Origin of the sequence: Achromobacter sp. MFA1 R4, from assembly GCF_900156745.1 — a bacterium.
Taxonomy (GTDB): domain Bacteria; phylum Pseudomonadota; class Gammaproteobacteria; order Burkholderiales; family Burkholderiaceae_B; genus Achromobacter.
On the sequence record NZ_LT707065.1, the window covers coordinates 4,702,285 to 4,719,555 of the forward strand.

A 17,271-nucleotide genomic window follows, 5' to 3' on the forward strand; every position below is an offset into this window, starting at 1 on the left:
GCGTCAGTGTTCGCTCAACTGCGCGATGATCTGCCGCGCCACGTCCGCCACCGACAGGCCGCCGTCCATCGCGGCGCGCTGCAGGCGTTCGTGGGCGGCCTGCTCGGTCAGGTCATAGCGGCTGATCAGCAGCAGCTTGGCGCGGTCGATGCGCTTTCTTTCGTCCAGCGCGCCGCGCACGCTGGTCAGCGCGTCGTCGGCGCGCTGCATGCGCAGGGTCTGCTCGCGCATCATGTCCAGGATGGACCGTTCCAGCTCATTGCCCACGCCGTCTTCGGGCGGCACGTCCAGGATGCGGCTCTGTACGCTGAACACCAGGCTGGGCGCGCGGCCGCTGGCGTGGTCGGTGTAGCGGCTGAGCAATAGGCGGCGGTCGTCCAGTTCCTGGCGGGTCTCGGCGATGCGCCGGGCGCACTGCTGCGCCAGTTCCTGCGCCAGCTGCGTTTCCACGTTGCGCATGGCGTCGATGCGCGCCGTGCACAGGTCGAACCACAGCTCGGCCAGGCCGCCGTCGACGCGTTGCGCGTCCGAGGTGTGCTGCGCCATGTCGCGCATGCGCTGCACCGGCTGGGCCTGCTGCTGCACCAGGTCCCAGGCCTGGAGCGGCGCGCCTTGCGCGTATTGGGAAAAGACGCCGAAGCTGCGCGCCTGGTTGGCCGCCAGGCCCAGCATGCGCGCCTTGCGCGCTTCGTCGAACCAGCCGGCGGTAAAGCCCATCACGCCGCAGGCGCGCTCCTGGCCGCTCAGTTCCTTGCCCTGCATGAAATTCAACAGCGCCACCAGCAGGCGCGTGACGCCCGGGTCCAGCGACGAATCGGCGGCTTCGAACACCACCGCCAGCAGGCTGCCGATGACCAGCGTAAAGCGCACGTCGGCGTCTTCGACCGGCACGCGACGGTCGCGGACCGCGCGGCGCAGGCCGGGCAGTTCGTCCAGCCGCAAAAGCGCGTAGGCGATGCAATTGAGCAGGCGCGCCCGCCCGCTGCCGGCGGCAGGGTCCGCTTCAAGGCCGTCCAGAAAGGCGCGCACGTCGGCTTCCACGGCTTCGGCGTCGCTCGACAGGCTGGCGAGAGCGGGCTGCAGGCGGTCTTCGGCGCTGCACAGGGTCAGGTTGGAGTAGCCGCGCTCCTTCTGCAGGGCGTGAACCAGGGCGCTGATGCGCAGCACCAGATCGCAGGTGGCGGCCAGGGCTTCTAGGCCATGGAGCTCGCTGCGGCGGGCGGCGAGCAGGAAGCGCAGCGGCGGCGGCATGTGGCGTTCAGCCATCGGAATCTCTATGCGGTGAAAAGCGCGATGTCAATCGGAACCTCAGGCCATGCGGCGCGGCAGCGGATCGGCGTCGGCCTTATCGTCCAGGAGGCCGAAGACCCGGCAGGCGGCGACCTCGCCGATGACCAGCACGGCGGGACTGCGCAAGCCGAAGGCCTGGGCGTCCCGGGCCATGCCGGCAAGCGTCGATGGACAGAGCCGCTGGCCGGGCAGGGAGGCGCGCTCGATCATGGCTACCGGCGTGTCGGGCGCCATGCCGGCGGCCAGCAATTGGCTGCTCATGTCATGCACCTTCGCCACGCCCATGTACACCACCAGGGTCGTGCCGCTGCGCGCCAGGCCCGACCAGTCGGGCGTCGCGCCGTCCTGGGAATGGGCCGTGATGAGTGTAACGCCCTGGGCCATGCCTCGCTGCGTCAGCGGAATGCCGGCAGAAGTGGCCGCGGCCAGCCCGGCGGTGATGCCGTTGACGATCTCGCAGGCGACGCCATGGTCGCTGAGCCACTGGGCTTCTTCGCCGCCTCGGCCGAAGATGCACGGGTCGCCGCCTTTCAGGCGCGCCACGCGCAGGCCCTGGCGCGCGTAGCGCAGCATCAGGCGTTGGATGAAGTCCTGCGGGGTGGAGCGGCAGCCGCCGCGCTTGCCCACGCGCACGATGCGCGCCCGCGGGCAGTGTTGCAGGATCTGCGGGTTGACCAGGTCGTCGACCAGCACGACGTCGGCGCGGCCCAGGGCCTTGACCGCCTTGAGGGTCAGCAATTCCGGGTCGCCGGGACCGGCGCCGATCAGGGAGACGGTGGGGTTCAGGTCGGGCATGGGCGCCTCGGTTCAGGGGTTGAAGGCAAGAATGACGATCACGATGGCCAGGACCAGGCACAGCCCTTTCCAGAAGGCCACCGGGTTGCGTTCCAGCAGGGGCAGGCGCTCGCCGCCGCGCACGTCCGCCGGATGGCGCAGGGCGTGCGTGAACTCGGAAAGCTCGGGCGTGCGCAGTTGTGGATCGGGATGCAGGGCGCGGCTGAGGACGCTGTCGACCCAGGCCGGGATCTCCCGGTCGCGGTCCAGCACCGACACGTAGGCCAGGCGCAGTTGCGCGGCCCGGCTGCGCGCGCGGGCCACGTCGGCGCCATAGGGCAGGCGACCCGACAGCATCTGGTACAGGATCGCGGCCAGCGAATAGATGTCCGAGCGTGTCGTGCCCGCTTCGCCCAGAAAGTACTCGGGCGCCGCGTATTGCGCGGTGCCCAGCACGGGCATGGGCTCGTCGCCGTCCGCGCCCCGTTCCTGGATCCCGGCGGTGCGGGCCGACCCCAGGTCGATGATCTTGGCCGTGCCGTCCGGTGTGATGAGAATGTTGTCCGGGCGCAGGTCCTGATGCACGATCTCGAGCCGGTGAAAAGCCTGCAGGCCCCGCGCGATCTGCTCCACGATGGCGATTGCCGGCTCCAGCGCCGGGCGCGGGTTGGCGGCCATCCATTGCGTCAGCGTGCAGCCTGCGATGTATTCACTGACGGTGTAGAGCGAGCGGCGCGTGCGCGTGCGCGGCCAGGCGCGCACCACGTGGCGGCTGTCGATGCGGCGCGCAAGCCATTCCTCGGTCAGGAGGCGCTCCAGGTAGGCCGGATCGTGCCGCAGGTCCAGCGACGGTATCTTGATGACCACGGTGTCGCCGCTGTCGAGGTCCTCGGCCAGGTAGACGTGGCTGCGGCTGCTGGCGCGCAGTTCGTCCGTGATGCGAAAGCCTTCGAACACCTGGCCTACGTCCAGCAGGGGCGGACAGGGCAGGCTGCCGGAATACTGGGCCATTTCGCCGGCCTGGCGGGCGGGCAGGGCATCGACGCGCACGATCTGCATCGTCAGGTTGTCGTCGCTGCCGCGTTCCAGGGCCAGCTGAACCAGGGTGCGGGCGGCATCGTCCAGGTGGTCGCCGTGGGCGGCGACGGCGTCGCGCAGGTCCTGATCCGTGACGTGTTCGTACACGCCGTCGGTCGCCAGCAGGAACACGTCGCCTGCTTCCACCGCCTGCGTGTGGTAGTCGATCTCCAGGTGCGGCGCCAGGCCCAGCGCGCGGCCCAGGTAGCTCTTGTCGTGGGCCACCCAGACGCGGTGGTCTTCGGTCAGTTGTTCCACGGCGCCGTCGCGCAGGCGGTAGATGCGCGCATCGCCGATGTGCAGGATGTGCGCGGTGGCGCCCTTGAGCACCATCACGCTCATCGTGCAGACGTAGCCGCTGTCCTGGTCCTGCCCATGGCGCTGGCGGCTTTGCGAATGGAGCCACGCGTTGGCCGCGCTGAGCACCTTCTGGGCCGACTTCTTCACGGACCAGGTTTCCGGCGTGCAGTAGTAGTCTTCCAGGAAGCTCGCCACGGCGGTTTCGCTGGCGATGTGGCTGACGTTGCTGCTGCTGATGCCGTCGGCCAGCGCGATGGCGATGCCCTTGGCGCCCAGCAGCGGCTCGCCCGGCACGCACAAGCCGTGGAAGTCCTGGTTCACGGACTTGACCCCGGGATCGGTGTGCTGGCCCACCGCCACCTTCAGCGAGGCGGCGGGCGCGATGGGCGTAGGGCTGTCCATGCGCAAGAGGCGATCAGACGAAGCGGCGCTTGGGCGCGGTCTTCATGTGCGTCGTGTAGAGCGTCAGGCCCGTCAGCGAGATGCCGCCGATCAGGTTGCCCAGCACGACCGGGATTTCGTTCCAGATCATGTAGTCCATGATCGAGAAGTTGCCGCCCATGATCATCGCGGACGGGAACAGGAACATGTTGACGATGGAGTGCTCGAAACCCATCGCGAAGAACAGCATGACTGGCATCCACATCGCGATCACCTTGCCGCTGACCGTCGTGGAGATCATGGCCCCGACCACGCCCAGCGACACCATCCAGTTGCAGAGCACGCCGCGGATGAAGATGGTCAGCATGCCGCCCGCGCCGTATTCCTTGTAGCCCAGCGTGCGGTTTTCGCCGATGTGCGAGATGACCTGTCCGACCTTGTTGGGCGGCACCGAGAAGCCGTAGGTGAAGACGATGGCCATCAGGACGGCGACGGTCAGCGCGCCCAGGAAATTGCCCACGAAGACCAGCCCCCAGTGCTTGAGGATGCCGCCCACCGTGACGCCCGGGCGCTTGTCAAAGAGCGCCAGCGGCGTCAGCACGAAAACGCCGGTCAGCAGGTCAAAGCCCATCAGGTACAGGATGCAGAAGCCGACCGGAAAGAGCGCCGCGCCCAGGATGGGCGATTCGGTCTGCACCGTGACGGTGACGGCGAAGACCGCGGCGATCGCCAGGATGGCGCCGGCCATGAAGGCGCGTATCAGGACGTCGCGGGTCGCCATGTAGAGCTTGGATTCGCCCGCATCCACCATCTTGGTGACGAACTCGGAGGGAGCTAGGTAGGACATGTTGTTTCCTGTTGCTGTGCTGATGTTTGAAAAGAATCCGGTGGCGCCCGTCAGGCGATTTCCACCGCGTCGCCGTTAAAGCGCGCCTGCCACGTCCGCAAGCGTTGGTCGGGGTACTGCACGCAGCTCCCGTCCGCCAGGCGGAAGTGCTGCTTATAGAGGGGAGACGCCACGACCACGTCGCCGGCGAGCTGGCCGACGATGCCCCGGCCGATGACGTTGGCGCCGGATTTCGGATCGCGGTTGGACACGGCGTAAAGGGTCTGGCCTTCGGCGTCCGGCAGGTAGAACAGGGCGACCTGGGCGCCGTCCACCAGCGCGACGACGCCGGAGTTGGCCACCAGGTCCTGGCGGTGGCAGGCGTGGCGCCAGGCCTGCGTTTCAGCGTTGTGTGCGGACATCAGGCGATCTCCTCGGCAATCGGGATGACGCGCTGGGCGGCGCGCGCCGGGGCCGGCCGGGGCTGGCCGCGTTCCTGCACGAACTGGATGTCGGGGTCGCCCTGGCTGTCGTTGACGAAGGTGCGGAAGCGCTTGAGCTTTTCCGGGTCGCTCAGGGCGTTGGCCCATTCGCATTCGTAGCGGTCCACCACCAGTTGCATCTGCGCCTCCAGTTCGGCGGCCAGGCCCAGGCTGTCCTCGATCACGACCTGCTTCAGGTAGTCCAGGCCGCCTTCCAGCGATTCGCGCCACACGGACGTGCGCTGCAGCTTGTCGGCCGTGCGGATGTAGAACATCAGCAGGCGGTCGATGTAGCGGATGAGGGTGGCGTCGTCCAGGTCGGTGGCGAACAGTTCGGCGTGGCGCGGACGCATGCCGCCGTTGCCGCACACGTACAGGTTCCACCCGTTTTCGGTGGCGATCACGCCGATGTCCTTGCTTTGCGCCTCGGCGCATTCGCGGGTGCAGCCGGACACGGCGAACTTCAGCTTGTGGGGCGCGCGCAGGCCCTTGTAGCGATGCTCGATGTCCAGCGCCATCTTCACGCTGTCCTGCACGCCGTAGCGGCACCACGTGCTGCCGACGCAGGACTTCACGGTGCGCGTGGACTTGCCGTAGGCATGGCCGGTCTCAAAGCCCGCGGCGATCAGTTCCGACCAGATGGACGGCAACTCGTGCAATTGCGCGCCGAAGAGGTCGATGCGCTGGCCGCCGGTGACCTTGACGTACAGCTTGTACTTCTTGGCCACGGCGCCGATCGCGATCAGGCCGTCGGGCGTGACCTCGCCGGCGGGCATGCGCGGCACGACCGAATAGGTGCCGTTCTTCTGCATGTTGGCCATGAAGGTGTCGTTGGTGTCTTGCAGCGGCACCAGATGCGGGTCCTGGATGGGGCGGTTCCAGCAGGACGCCAGGATGCTGCCCACGGCGGGTTTGCAGATCTCGCAACCCACGTGGCCGCGTCCGTGGCTGGCCAGCAGTTCCTCGAAGGTCTCGATACCGCCCACGCGCACGATCGCATACAGCTCCTGGCGGGTATAGGCGAAGTGTTCGCACAGGCTCTTGTCCACCGCGACGCCGCGGCTGGCGAGTTCGTGTTCGACCACCTGCTTGAGCAGGCCGGCGCAGCCGCCGCAGCCCGAGGCCGCCTTGGTGCAAGCCTTGACGCTGCCCAGGTCCGTACAGCCGCCGTCGATGGCGTCGCAGACGGCGCCCTTGCTGACGTTGTGGCAGGAGCAGATGGTGGCGGTGGCGGGCAACGCGTCCACGCCCAGCAGCGGCGCGCCCTGGCCTTGCGGCAGGATCAGGCTGGACGGGTCCGCGGGCGGCGCGATGCCGTTCTGCGCGTATTGCAGCAGGGTGTCGTAGTAGCTGTTGTCGCCCACCAGGACCGCGCCCAGCACGCGCTTGCCGTCGCCGGAGACGACCAGGCGGCGGTAGCTGGAACCGGCCTCGTCGATGTAACGGTAGCTGCGCGAGCCGGGCGTCGCGCCGTGCGCGTCGCCGATCGAACCGACGTCCACGCCCAGCAGCTTGAGCTTGGTGGACATGTCCGCGCCCGAGAAGGGCTGCTCGGGCGCGCCGCAGAGATCGGCGGCGACGATGCGGGCCATCTGGTAGCCCGGCGCGACCAAGCCGAAGATGGTGCCGTTCCACGACGCGCATTCGCCGATGGCGTAGATGTTGGCGTCGCTGGTGAGGCAGCGCTCGTCGATGGCGACGCCGCCGCGCTCGGCCAGCGCCAGCCCGGCCTTGCGCGCCAGGAACACCTGCGGGCGGATGCCGGCCGAAAACACGATCAGGTCGGTTTCCAGCGGCGCGCCTTCGGCAAAGCGCATGCGGTAGCGGTACTGCGTGCCGGGCTTGATGTCCTGCGTGGCGCGCGACAGATGCACGCCCACGCCCAGCGCCTCGATGCGCGCCTTGAGCGCCGCGCCGCCGGCGTCGTCCAGTTGCACGGGCATCAGGCGCGGTGCGAACTCCACCACGTGGGCTTCCAGGTTCAGCGACTTGAGCGCATTGGCCGCTTCCAGCCCCAGCAGGCCGCCGCCCACGACCACGCCGCGCCGCGCCCCGCTGGCCGCCTCGCGGATCAGGTCCAGGTCGTCGATGCTGCGGTACACCAGCCGCGACGTGCCCTCGGCGCCCGCGATCGGCGGCACGAAGGGATAGGAGCCCGTCGCCAGCACCAGCTTGTCATAGGCGGTGCGGCCGTTGGCGGTGATGACCTCCTGCGCGTGGCGGTCGATCTCCAGTACGGGTTCGCCCAGGCGCAGGCTCACGCCCTCCTGTTCATAGAGCGAAGCCTCGCCCAGCGCCATGGATTCGGCGTCGCGGCCGTTGAGATATTCGGACAGGTGGACGCGGTCGTAGGCGCGGCGGGTCTCTTCGCCAAAAACGGTGATGCGATAGCGCTCGAGGGCGCCGCGGGCGATCAATTGCTCGACGCAATGATGGCCCACCATGCCGTTGCCGATGACAATCAGCGTCTGCAAGGAATCGGATGTGGCCGCTGCATTCATGGGATTTCCCCGGGCTTGGATGTCGGTTTTCAGAAGACAAAAGGCGCCCTGGACCTTGCGGTCGGGGCGCCATTGCCGGTACTGCTCGAATTGTCTTGGCGGGTTCGCACCCGCACACGACATATCAAGCAAAGTCCATGCCAGGAATGTCGAAAGGCGATGTTGCGGCCGGGTTTCCCTTGCGATTCATAGGGAAGGACGGGGGCGGCAGCCCCTCACGGCCCCTTGCGGGGCGGCGGCCGCGGCCCGCTCGGATGCTTCGTATCGGTGCATATCCGTGTGCGGCCTGCACCCGTTTGGCGCACCGCAACATCACGGCGGGCCGCCGCGATGGCCGGTTTCAGGCAAACGCCGCCTGTACGGCCGCAAACGCGGCGGCAACCAGCGGGTCCTCGCGGCGCGAGGCCTGCGTGATGAACGAGAGCTCGGCCTGGATCGACAGCCCCTTCACCAGTTGCAGGCCGCTGGCCTGCGATTCCCGCAGCGCAATGGCGTCCCGCGCCAGGGACAGCCCGACACCCGAGCGCACCAGGTCCAGCATCGAGGCTTCCTGGTCCACCTCGGCCACCGCATGGGGCGCGATGCCCAGCGCGCCGAACTTGTCGGACAGCAGGCGATGGTGCACGGAGTCGGGCGGCGTCCAGATCCAGGGCAGCGCCGCGATGTCCGCCCAACCCCGGCCCGCGACTTGCGCGCTCCAGCCCTTGGGCGCGACCACGTAATAGGCGAACGAGGCCAGCGGTTGCGCATGCAGCCCCGGCGGGTGGCCGCCCCGCGGGTGGCCGTCCCGCGGGTGGCTTTCCCGTGACCTGCCTTCCGGTGCCTGCGGACCCAGGAAAAAGCCCACGTCCAGTTCGCCGGCGCGCACCTGGCGGCCGACCGATCCCGACATCCCGTGGCGCAGCGTCGGGCGGATCTTGGGATAGTGCTCAACCAGGTATTGCAACGTGGCGCCCAACCGCAGGAACTCGGGATCCAGGATGGTGCCCATCCGCAGTTCGCCCTGGACGGTGTCGCGCAGGGCGCCGATGGCGCGCTGGAAATCCTCCAGGGCGTCCAGCACCCGCAGCGCCGGGGGCAGCAGCGCCCGCCCGTCCGCGTTGGGCGCCAAGCCCTGGGCCGTGCGTGAGAACAGCGTCAGGTCCAGCGACTCCTGGAAGTTCTTGAGTTGCAGGCTCAACGCGGGCTGGGTCAGGTGCAGGTGCTCGGCCGCCCGCGTCAGGTTGCCTTCGCGCGCAACGGCGGCGAACGTGCGGATATGCTTCAGGTCCATGGCGTGTGTTGGTAAGGGGCAGCGGGGGAAGGGAATCGAGCCTTGGGGAATCGAGCCTTGGCATCGCGCTCTGGCAGTCGAGCATTATTAAAGGCGCTTATAAAGCGCTTTTCAACATTTCATTGGACAGCCGCGACAGGCTGCGCCAGAGTCATGGCAGATTCCCGCTGCGCGCCCGGCGCCGCAGCCGGGGCCGGCTCACCGCGCGGACGCCCTGGACAGGCCCGCGACTAGATAAGAAGAGCTTATGGAGACATACGACTACATCATCGTGGGCGCGGGCTCGGCCGGCTGCGTGCTGGCCAACCGGCTGAGCCGCGATCCCGCCGTGCAGGTGCTGCTGCTGGAGGCCGGCGGGCGCGACAACTACCACTGGATCCATATCCCCGTCGGCTATCTGCATTGCATCGGCAACCCGCGCACCGACTGGATGTACCGCACGGCCGAGGAACCGGGGCTTGGCGGCCGGTCCCTCATCTATCCGCGCGGCCGCGTGCTGGGTGGATGCTCGTCGATCAACGGCATGATCTACATGCGCGGCCAGAAGCAGGACTACGAGGACTGGGCCGCGCTGTCGGGCGACCCGGCCTGGAGCTGGGACCAGGTCCTGCCGGTCTTCAAGCGCAGCGAGGACTACCACCGCGGCGCGGACGAATTCCACGGCGCGGGCGGGGAGTGGCGCGTGGAATCCCAGCGCCTGCGCTGGGACATCCTGGAAGCCTTCGCCGCCGCGGCCGAACAGGAAGGCATTCCGCGCGTGCCCGACTTCAATCGCGGCGACAACTTCGGTACCGGCTACTTCGAGGTCAACCAGCGCAGTGGCTGGCGCTGGAACACCTCCAAGGCCTTCCTGCGTCCGGTGCGCAGGCGCCCGAACCTGCACGTCATGACTGGCGCGCTGGCCGAACAGCTTGAATTCGATGCCAAGCGCTGCGTCGGCGTGCGCGTCAACCGCGGCGGCCGCGCCACGTCGCTGCGCGCGCGGCGCGAGGTCGTGCTGGCCGCCGGCGCGGTGAACTCGCCGCACCTGCTCGAAGTCTCGGGCATCGGCGAGCCCGCGCGCCTGCGCGAAAGCGGCATCACCTTGCGCCACGCCTTGCCGGGCGTGGGGGAGAATCTGCAGGACCACCTGCAATTGCGCGTCATCATCAAGGTGAACGGCGTCAAGACGCTGAACCGCATCACGTCCACGTGGCTGGGCCGGGCGGGCATCGGACTGGAATACCTCGTAAGCCGCAGCGGCCCCATGAGCATGGCGCCATCGCAGTTGGGCGCATTCGCCAAATCCGATCCTGGCCAGGACCGCGCCAACGTCGAATTCCACGTGCAGCCGCTGTCATTGGGCGCATTCGGCGAGCCCCTGCATGGTTTCGACGCCTTCACCGCCAGCGTGTGCAACCTGCGCCCGACTTCGCGCGGCAGCGTCCATGCGCAAGGGCCCGCGGGCCAGCAGGGCAGCGAAGCACCCGTCATCCGCCCCAACTACTTGAGCACCGAAGAAGACCTGCGCGTCGCGGCCGACTCCATCCGCCTGGTGCGCCGCATCGCCGCCGCGCCGGCCCTGCAGCGCTACCAGCCGCAGGAGTGGCTGCCGGGCCCGGCCTTCCAGACCGAAGCTGAACTACGCCAGGCGGCCGGCAAGATCGGCACCACCATCTTCCATCCCGTCGGCACCTGCGCCATGGGACGGGACCCGGACGGCGGGGCCGTGGTGGACGCGCGGCTGCGGGTCCACGGCCTGCAGGGGCTGCGCATCGCCGACGCGTCGATCATGCCGCTGATCACGTCGGGGAACACGAACTCCCCGACGATCATGATCGCGGAGCGGGCGGCGGAGATGATTGGGGAAGAGGGGGGAATGGGGCGGGGTTAATGCGGTAATTCCTGCTATGTGGAGCGTCCGCGTCGTGATGAGGTTGACCTTTTCATCGCTCAGGCTGCCTGAGCGGCTAGGGCGCGCTTGGGTAACAGGGGGGCAGGGAGCAGGGAGCATGATCAGCGTCAATGCTCATGGCGTCGTCGGGATGGCGTAGATGCGGACCAATTCCTCTCCGCAGGCATCGTCAAAAAATCTGCTTTCATAGAAATCAAAGCTTGAAAGCACGCCCGCGTCATGGAAAGCGTTCTTGATCAAATCCATTTCATAAGATGCTTTCATGCCGCGTTTGCCAAACAACGTAGATAAAAATCGGACTCCCTCGGTACCCGGAAATACAAAAATTTTCGGAACGACAAACGAATTTTCTTCAAAATCATCAAACCCATCAAAGCTGAGGCCAAGCAAAGTTTTGCGATCTGACTTTCCTCTGTCTTTTCGTCTGGTATGTACGGTGGCGCATCTCAGAACAAAACAAGCGAGGGAAATGAGAATTTCAAAGGCTTCTTTAGCGGTGTAGGTTGTTTTGAGATGAGCAACCTTCTTGTACCTCGATACTATTGGAAATTCCTCATAGCTTTCGTATGAGTAGTCAAAGACATTCAAGTCGTTATAAGGCTCATCCCTGATCAGTTTCGTAAAAATATCCGATAACTTCATTGCGGCCTGCCTGGGAGTTACTGCTTTTTGCGTCGGATTGGGTCGTCTGTTCCTACCGCTTCGGCAATTTATTGCAAACTCACGTTTTTTCCTCTTTGATCCATTCCACGGCGAGCGACAAGATTTCGCTTAAGTTCGCCGCGCCTCCAAACGCCTCGAATACCGTGTCGGACGCATTCACGATCACCCAGTCAGTTTCGCATCGCTCAATATTGATGTTGAAGGGGATATGGCTGGTAGTGCCGGTAATTTTCACCTTCCAACCGGGGTTGTCGATGTTGGTTATTTCGATGCCAAACGAATGTTCCCAGACATCGTCACATTTGTTGGTATACCAATTCTGTAGGGTTTCAATTAAGTTGGTCATCTGCACAAGCCCTTGCGTTTAGCGATCTCGCATCGGTCAACTGCTGCCGCTAGGCCAACAGCGAACTCGAGTGCTTCCAACTCGCTAATGTGAATAGGACTATTCAGGATCCGTGCATGTGGAAGCGAATGCCAGGGAACGGGCAGCCCTATCCGTTATTAAGATAGGCGGAAATCTTACATATCCACGCTGACTTCCCCCTCAGCCTCGCTTCTGTCTCTCCGTGCAAAACAATTTCGAGGTCGTGGTTGTCACTCGAAGAAATTGCAAAGCTACACTTATTCCCAGTTCCAAATTTACTAAGTTGAATAGAGGTTAGAGGGGAAATCGAAAGCTCAACTTGAATTGTGTTGAACTTTGCCCATTTCAAAGGCGGATTATCGGGAAATTCCTGCAAATCCAACGTTAGTGACGCAGTTGGTCCATTCCAATCCAGCTGCAATTTATGGAGGTTTACCTCAGAAAATGTGGGAAGGTACCCATATATACGGCGTAGTCCTTCGCAATTTTGCAGGAAAAATTTATCCGAATGCATTTTCTTTAATAGGGGTAGTGAGAAAAAGTTCCGTCAACCGAACCGGTTCGAGTGTTGCTGATTGGCCTAACGTTGAAATGCGGGCCCTGATTCCCTATACCTTCGGCGCCGAAATCGTGACCGGCGCCATGATCCTGAATCACAACGACACTGCCATCAGATCGTCGATACTGATATTCGCGGGTGAGGACGGGTTTATTTCCGCACATAACTTGGCAGCCTCTGGTAGTCATCGGTACACGAACAATCGAATCAGGTTGCTGTGACATTGGAATCCCAGCGTCCCTTTTCGCGTTCCTGAAAGCACCGCTACGACCTGCCAGCCCCAACGGATCAACCCACCCCACCGGGTTATCCGCATACTGGTAAACATTCAACCCACCCGCAAACCCGATCGGATCCTTCGCAATGAACCGTCCGATCTGCGGATCATAGTACCGATGGCGGTTGTAATGCAGGCCCGTTTCCGGGTCCAGATACTGCCCCTGGAATCGGATCGGATTACGTATCCCCGCCGCGCGGGCGGTGTCGGTGATGGCCTCTTTGGCCGCGCCCCACGCGTGGTATTGGGCGCTCCAAACTATCTCGCCTTGCGCGTCGGTCAGCTCCTGGGGTGTGCCAAGGTGATCGCAGTGATACCAGGCCATGGCGTCCACCGGGTCCGGGTCGGGCGAGGTTGTCCATAGCGGGTCCTGATCGATGTCGTAGGCACCCGAGTAAACAGGTTGCTGATGCAGCAGTACGGGTTTGCGGCTGATTGCCTGAGCCAGCGGGACGAAGCTGCCGGGTTCGTAAAGGTAGTGCGTGGTCTGGTCATCGGCGCCTTCCCATGCCAGGGTGTCGCCATCCCAGCCGTAGAGCGTCGTGCTGCAGCCCATCGCGCGATTCGCGCGCGCTTGGTCTTCCCGGATCTGCGCAGGCGTCATGCCCGGCCGTTCGCGCCAGTGCGCTTCGGATTGCTTGAGCAGGCGGCGGCCCAGTGCGTCGTACTGGTAGCTCACGTGCAGGCGGTCGTTGCTATAGCTCGTCAGGCGATTGAAGAGATCCCATTCGAAGCGCGAGCGCTGGCCGTTGTGCAGCTTCTCAACGAGGTTGCCGCGCGCGTCGTAGGTGTAGTGGGTGCCGGCGTATTCGCGCAGCAGGTTGTCCAAGCGCGCCGAGCGCTGGCGGTAGGTGTAGACGGGGCCGGCCATGCCGAGGGTGCTGGCGTGGGCCGGGTCGCTGGACGGGTCGAGGAGATTGCTTGCCGGATCGAAGGCGAAGGTTTCCTTGCCGAGGCTGCTGGTGGCCTCCAATAGGCGTCCTACCGGGTCATAGCGGTATGCCAAGGGGCCGCGGCGGCTGTCCTGGATCGCTTCCAACTGCCCGGCCGCATCGTAGCGGTAGCCGCGGTGGATCAGGCGCTGCGCGCCCCGCGCGATGCTCTGCGCATTCAGGCGCCCCATCGCGTCCCACGATTGCGTCTGCGCCAGGCCATTACCTTGCACGCGCGTGGTCTCGCGGTGCAGGTCGTCGCGTTCGATGCTGACGAGTTCATGGTCGTCGAACATCAGGCCGTGGACGTGGCCAGAACCATAGGTCAGCACGTTGACGCGATGACCGTCCGGGCGGCGCGTGGCGATGCGCTGGTTCAGCTCGTCGTACTCGTGCTTCCAGACCGCCACGACTGGCTGCGCCAGGGCCAGATAGTGCTGGTGTTCGCGGATCAGGTTGCCGGCGGCGTCGTGGAACCATTGGAGCCGGCAGGCGGTGTTTTCGGCGAGAATGAGGCGGCCGTTGCCGTCGTAGGCGTAGCGCTCTGTCTGCGCCTCGACGCGAACCGGCGCCGAGCGTGTCGACGCCTGTGCTGCCGTTTGACCCACCGCCTGCGCTGACGGCGCATACGGCCGCGCCAATCGTTGCGTCACACGCCCCAGCGCGTCGAACGTGAATTCGATGACCCGGTCACCATCCTGTGCGGTCAGCAAGGTGCCGCTGTTCGGATCGTAACGATATCGGGTGGCCAGATCATCGAAGCCTCGCTCCTCCAGCAAGCGCCCGGCCGGGTCATAAGCGAATCTAGCCTGCCGGTCGTTCTCGTTGGCGAGCGCGGTGAGCCGACCCAGCTTGTCCCATTCGTAGTGCACGGTTCGCCCTGCCGCGTCCCGGCGCTGGGCGAGTAACCCCGCGCCGTTGTAGGTCCACTGCGTACGCCGGCCCAGCGCGTCAATGTGGGCCAGCAAACGCCCCTCGGCGTCGCGCTCGAAGTATTCGACCGTCTGGTCCGGGTGCGTGACGTGGGCCAGGTGCCCCGCCTCGTACCCGTAGTGCGTGACGTTGCCCGCCGCATCGGTGTATTCACGCAACTGGCCGAGTTCGTCATACACCCAGGCGCTTCGCTTGCCCGAACAATCCGTGTACTGCGTTATCTGGCCCGCGGCGTTGTAGGCCAGCAGCTTCTCTCCACCCCGAGCGTCCCGGATCGCAACGGGATTGCCTGCCGCGTCATAGGCGTATTCGGTCTTGTTGCCCAGCGGATCGATGGTCTCGGTCAGATAGCCGCGCGGGCTGTAGTCGCGCTGCCACAAGCCGCCTTCGGCGTCGCGGATCTTGTAGAGCTGGTCCTGGTCGTCGTAGGCGTAATGTTCGGTGCTGCCGTCGGGCCGGATGTGTTTCAGCAGCTTGCCGCGGTCATCGTAGTCGTAGCGGTCGATGCTGCCATCAGGATGCACGTGTTGCGTGAGGTTCTTCGCCTCATCGCGATAGAACCACTCCGACAGGCCGTCCGGATGCACGATGCGATAGGGATAGCCAAGGATGTCGTAGTAGTACAGCGTCCGGTGGCCCAGCGCATCGGTCACCGTGGTCTGCCGGATCTGGCTTGACCATTCCAGCCGCAACGCGAAAGTGCCGTCGTCCGCCCATTCGTGGATAGCGCGGGCGTTGGGGCCATCGCCGTCCCATTCCAGGTTGATGCCGCGTTGGGTACGGTCGGTGTAGCGGGTCAACAGGTGATGCCAATACTGGTAACGCCATTGCGCGCCATGCGCGTCTTGGGCGAGCGCCAGGTCGCCGGCTTCGCCGTACTCATAACGCGCCAGTTGCCGCTGGCGCTTGCCATCGGCCATCAGCCAAAGCGCGGCGATGCGGCCGGTTTGGTCGCTTTCCAGGCCGACATGCTGAAGCGCTTCGTCGTCCTGGTAGGTGACCAGGTCAGAGAGAAGCTGGCGGCCGTGCACCTCGTGTTCGTAGTGCAACGAGACGCGCGCGCCGCCCCGCAGCTCGATATGTATAAGCCTGAAGCCCGGTCCGTGGCGGCGGTACGTCTCGGTGCGGCGATACCCCTGGGCCAATCGCACCTCGTTGGCCGACGTTCTGACCAGTGTCAGATTTTCGATCGGGTCGTAATGGGACTGTCCTGGCAGGGGCAACGGATAGTCATGGCTGCGCCCATCTGCGCCGTGGTAGCGCAAGGCATCTGCGTCCAAGGGCCCGGACACCACATCGAAGCGGGTCGTGAATTCGTTGATCCAGCGCGCGCCTATCGGGCTCGCGTCATAGGCGTTCAGGTCGGAGCGGTACGTGCGCGCCCATCGCAATTCGAACGGGCCGGGCAGTATCACGTCGGTATGGGTGAGGGTTTCGGCTCCGCGCGCGAATGTGATGCTGTTGCACGAGCCGCAACCGCTGCCCGGCTTGGGATCCGCCTTGGCCGGGGCCTGGCGCCGGATGGCGTCGGTCTCGGCGCCGCTTGCCTGGCGCGCCGCCTGGCTGGTTTGGTCGGGACGCACGTTGGCCGAGCGAGAACCCCCCAGACGCTTTCTTGCGGCCATGGCCTGCACAAGCTGCGCGAGCATCCAGCCGATACTCTGCTGGGTCCCCGCGTCCGTCAGCTTGAGGATCTGCGTCTTGATCTGGGGTGCAAGACGCTTTAACTGCGCGCCGATCTCCAACACATTCAAGCGGAAGGACTCGGACATGACCAGTTGGCCGCCGCGCCCCGCGCCATCCTTCACGACGCCGGACGCCAGGCTGCCAAGCGCGCTCCACAGATTGGGATGAGTGAACATCCCCAACGTGCTGACCGAGCCGTCGTTCATCAGCGCCTGCAGTTTCTGGTCGGCTGCCCGATAGTCCTCGGCGGCGCCAAGCTCGCCGTTCGCCAGCCGGATCAGGCCATCGCCCAGGCTATGGACGATCCGCTCGCCCGTGTCGGCCGCCGCGGCGAGGATGTCGTTGAGCCGGGCAATCGTGCCTAGAAGAAACGTTTCCAGGTCACCCCTGAAGCTGGCGCTCAAGTTGTTTTCCAGCGTGGTGATCAGGACCTGGCTCACGCCCGCCATGCCGCGGGTCATCAATTCCTGGCGGGCGCTGTGCAATGCGGCGCGCAGACTGCTGCGTATCATTCCGTAGCCGACCGCCGCCGGCACGACACCGATCAGGTCGATGCCCAGCCCAACCCAGTCGAGCACCATCACTTCCTGCCGCGTCAGCATCTGCGTGACGTCGTTGGCGACGTCAACCAGCGCCATGATGTTGGTGATGACAGGAATCGCGCTGGCGACGTGGGTGAGCCGTTCCAGGGTGATCCAGTTGTCGCTGATGCTGCGCAGCCAGGCGTCGAACGCAGCCGCGCCTTCCTGGACGTCCCGCACCTCGATGGTGTTGCGCGGCGCGACGACGACGCTTGCCGCCACGGCGCCGATCATCAAAAATCGCGCCGCCTGCAAGCCAGTCTTGCCGGCCTCGGAATTGGCGAGGCTGCGCGCTTCGCGCACCGCGTGGTCCCATCCTTGGGAGATGGTTTGCCATGACGTGCCGATGACGGTGTTCCACTCTTGCGGCGTATAGCTCGCGGGAAGGCGGGAGGTAGTCGGTATGCCGGGAGGAGGGGGCATGAAGAATTTCTCACAAGTGGGCGAAGGGGTTCCGCGACAAGCGCGGGATGCG

12 protein-coding genes are annotated in these 17,271 nt (G+C 65.2%); 1 reads left to right on the forward strand and 11 read right to left on the reverse strand.

From position 1 onward, the window contains the following. Positions 1–3 precede the first annotated feature (3 nt). The 7 genes from BXA00_RS21570 to BXA00_RS21600 all read right to left on the reverse strand — a co-directional run bounded on the left by BXA00_RS21570 (position 4) and on the right by BXA00_RS21600 (position 8,904). Positions 4–1,266 (reverse strand): nitrate- and nitrite sensing domain-containing protein, encoded by a 1,263-nt coding sequence (locus BXA00_RS21570; protein ID WP_076520446.1) that lies wholly within the window; start codon positions 1,264–1,266, stop codon positions 4–6. A 42-nt stretch (positions 1,267–1,308) separates the two neighbouring features. After that, on the reverse strand, positions 1,309–2,085 hold the full coding sequence (gene cobA / locus BXA00_RS21575) for a uroporphyrinogen-III C-methyltransferase (RefSeq protein ID WP_197685551.1): 777 nt from the start codon (positions 2,083–2,085) through the stop codon (positions 1,309–1,311). A 12-nt stretch (positions 2,086–2,097) separates the two neighbouring features. Beyond that, positions 2,098–3,843: a bifunctional protein-serine/threonine kinase/phosphatase gene (locus BXA00_RS21580; RefSeq protein WP_076522058.1), complete on the reverse strand. Its 1,746-nt coding sequence runs from the start codon at positions 3,841–3,843 to the stop codon at positions 2,098–2,100. Positions 3,844–3,856: 13 nt separating this feature from the next. Next, entirely contained in the window at positions 3,857–4,669 is an 813-nt protein-coding gene (locus BXA00_RS21585; protein WP_076520447.1) for a formate/nitrite transporter family protein, read from the reverse strand. Between the two features lie 50 nt (positions 4,670–4,719). Further along, positions 4,720–5,070: a nitrite reductase small subunit NirD gene (gene nirD, locus BXA00_RS21590; RefSeq protein WP_076520448.1), complete on the reverse strand. Its 351-nt coding sequence runs from the start codon at positions 5,068–5,070 to the stop codon at positions 4,720–4,722. Then, the gene (gene nirB, locus BXA00_RS21595) at positions 5,070–7,631 is read right to left on the reverse strand and encodes a nitrite reductase large subunit NirB (protein ID WP_076520449.1); all 2,562 of its coding nucleotides are present in this window, start codon (positions 7,629–7,631) and stop codon (positions 5,070–5,072) included. The genes nirD and nirB overlap by 1 nt, the downstream gene beginning before the upstream one ends. A 340-nt stretch (positions 7,632–7,971) precedes the next feature. Further along, entirely contained in the window at positions 7,972–8,904 is a 933-nt protein-coding gene (locus BXA00_RS21600) for a LysR family transcriptional regulator (RefSeq protein ID WP_076520450.1), read from the reverse strand. Positions 8,905–9,151: 247 nt separating this feature from the next. Between BXA00_RS21600 and BXA00_RS21605 the strand changes: the two genes are divergently transcribed. Further along, on the forward strand, positions 9,152–10,777 hold the full coding sequence (locus BXA00_RS21605) for a GMC family oxidoreductase (protein WP_076520451.1): 1,626 nt from the start codon (positions 9,152–9,154) through the stop codon (positions 10,775–10,777). A 135-nt stretch (positions 10,778–10,912) separates the two neighbouring features. Here BXA00_RS21605 and BXA00_RS21610 read toward each other — a convergent pair whose 3' ends face one another. The 4 genes from BXA00_RS21610 to BXA00_RS21625 form a co-directional block, all read right to left on the reverse strand. Beyond that, positions 10,913–11,440, reverse strand: coding sequence for an Imm15 family immunity protein (locus tag BXA00_RS21610; RefSeq protein ID WP_076520452.1), 528 nt, complete (start codon positions 11,438–11,440; stop codon positions 10,913–10,915). Positions 11,441–11,519: 79 nt separating this feature from the next. Then, positions 11,520–11,807: an Imm53 family immunity protein gene (locus tag BXA00_RS21615; protein ID WP_076520453.1), complete on the reverse strand. Its 288-nt coding sequence runs from the start codon at positions 11,805–11,807 to the stop codon at positions 11,520–11,522. Positions 11,808–11,955: 148 nt separating this feature from the next. Continuing rightward, a complete protein-coding gene (locus tag BXA00_RS29520) occupies positions 11,956–12,342 on the reverse strand; it encodes an Imm50 family immunity protein (protein WP_076520454.1) in 387 nt (128 codons plus the stop codon). 5 nt (positions 12,343–12,347) lie between these two features. Further along, complete coding sequence (locus BXA00_RS21625; RefSeq protein ID WP_231952127.1) at positions 12,348–17,219, reverse strand: RHS repeat-associated core domain-containing protein; 4,872 nt, start codon at positions 17,217–17,219, stop codon at positions 12,348–12,350. Between the last annotated feature and the right edge of the window lie 52 nt (positions 17,220–17,271).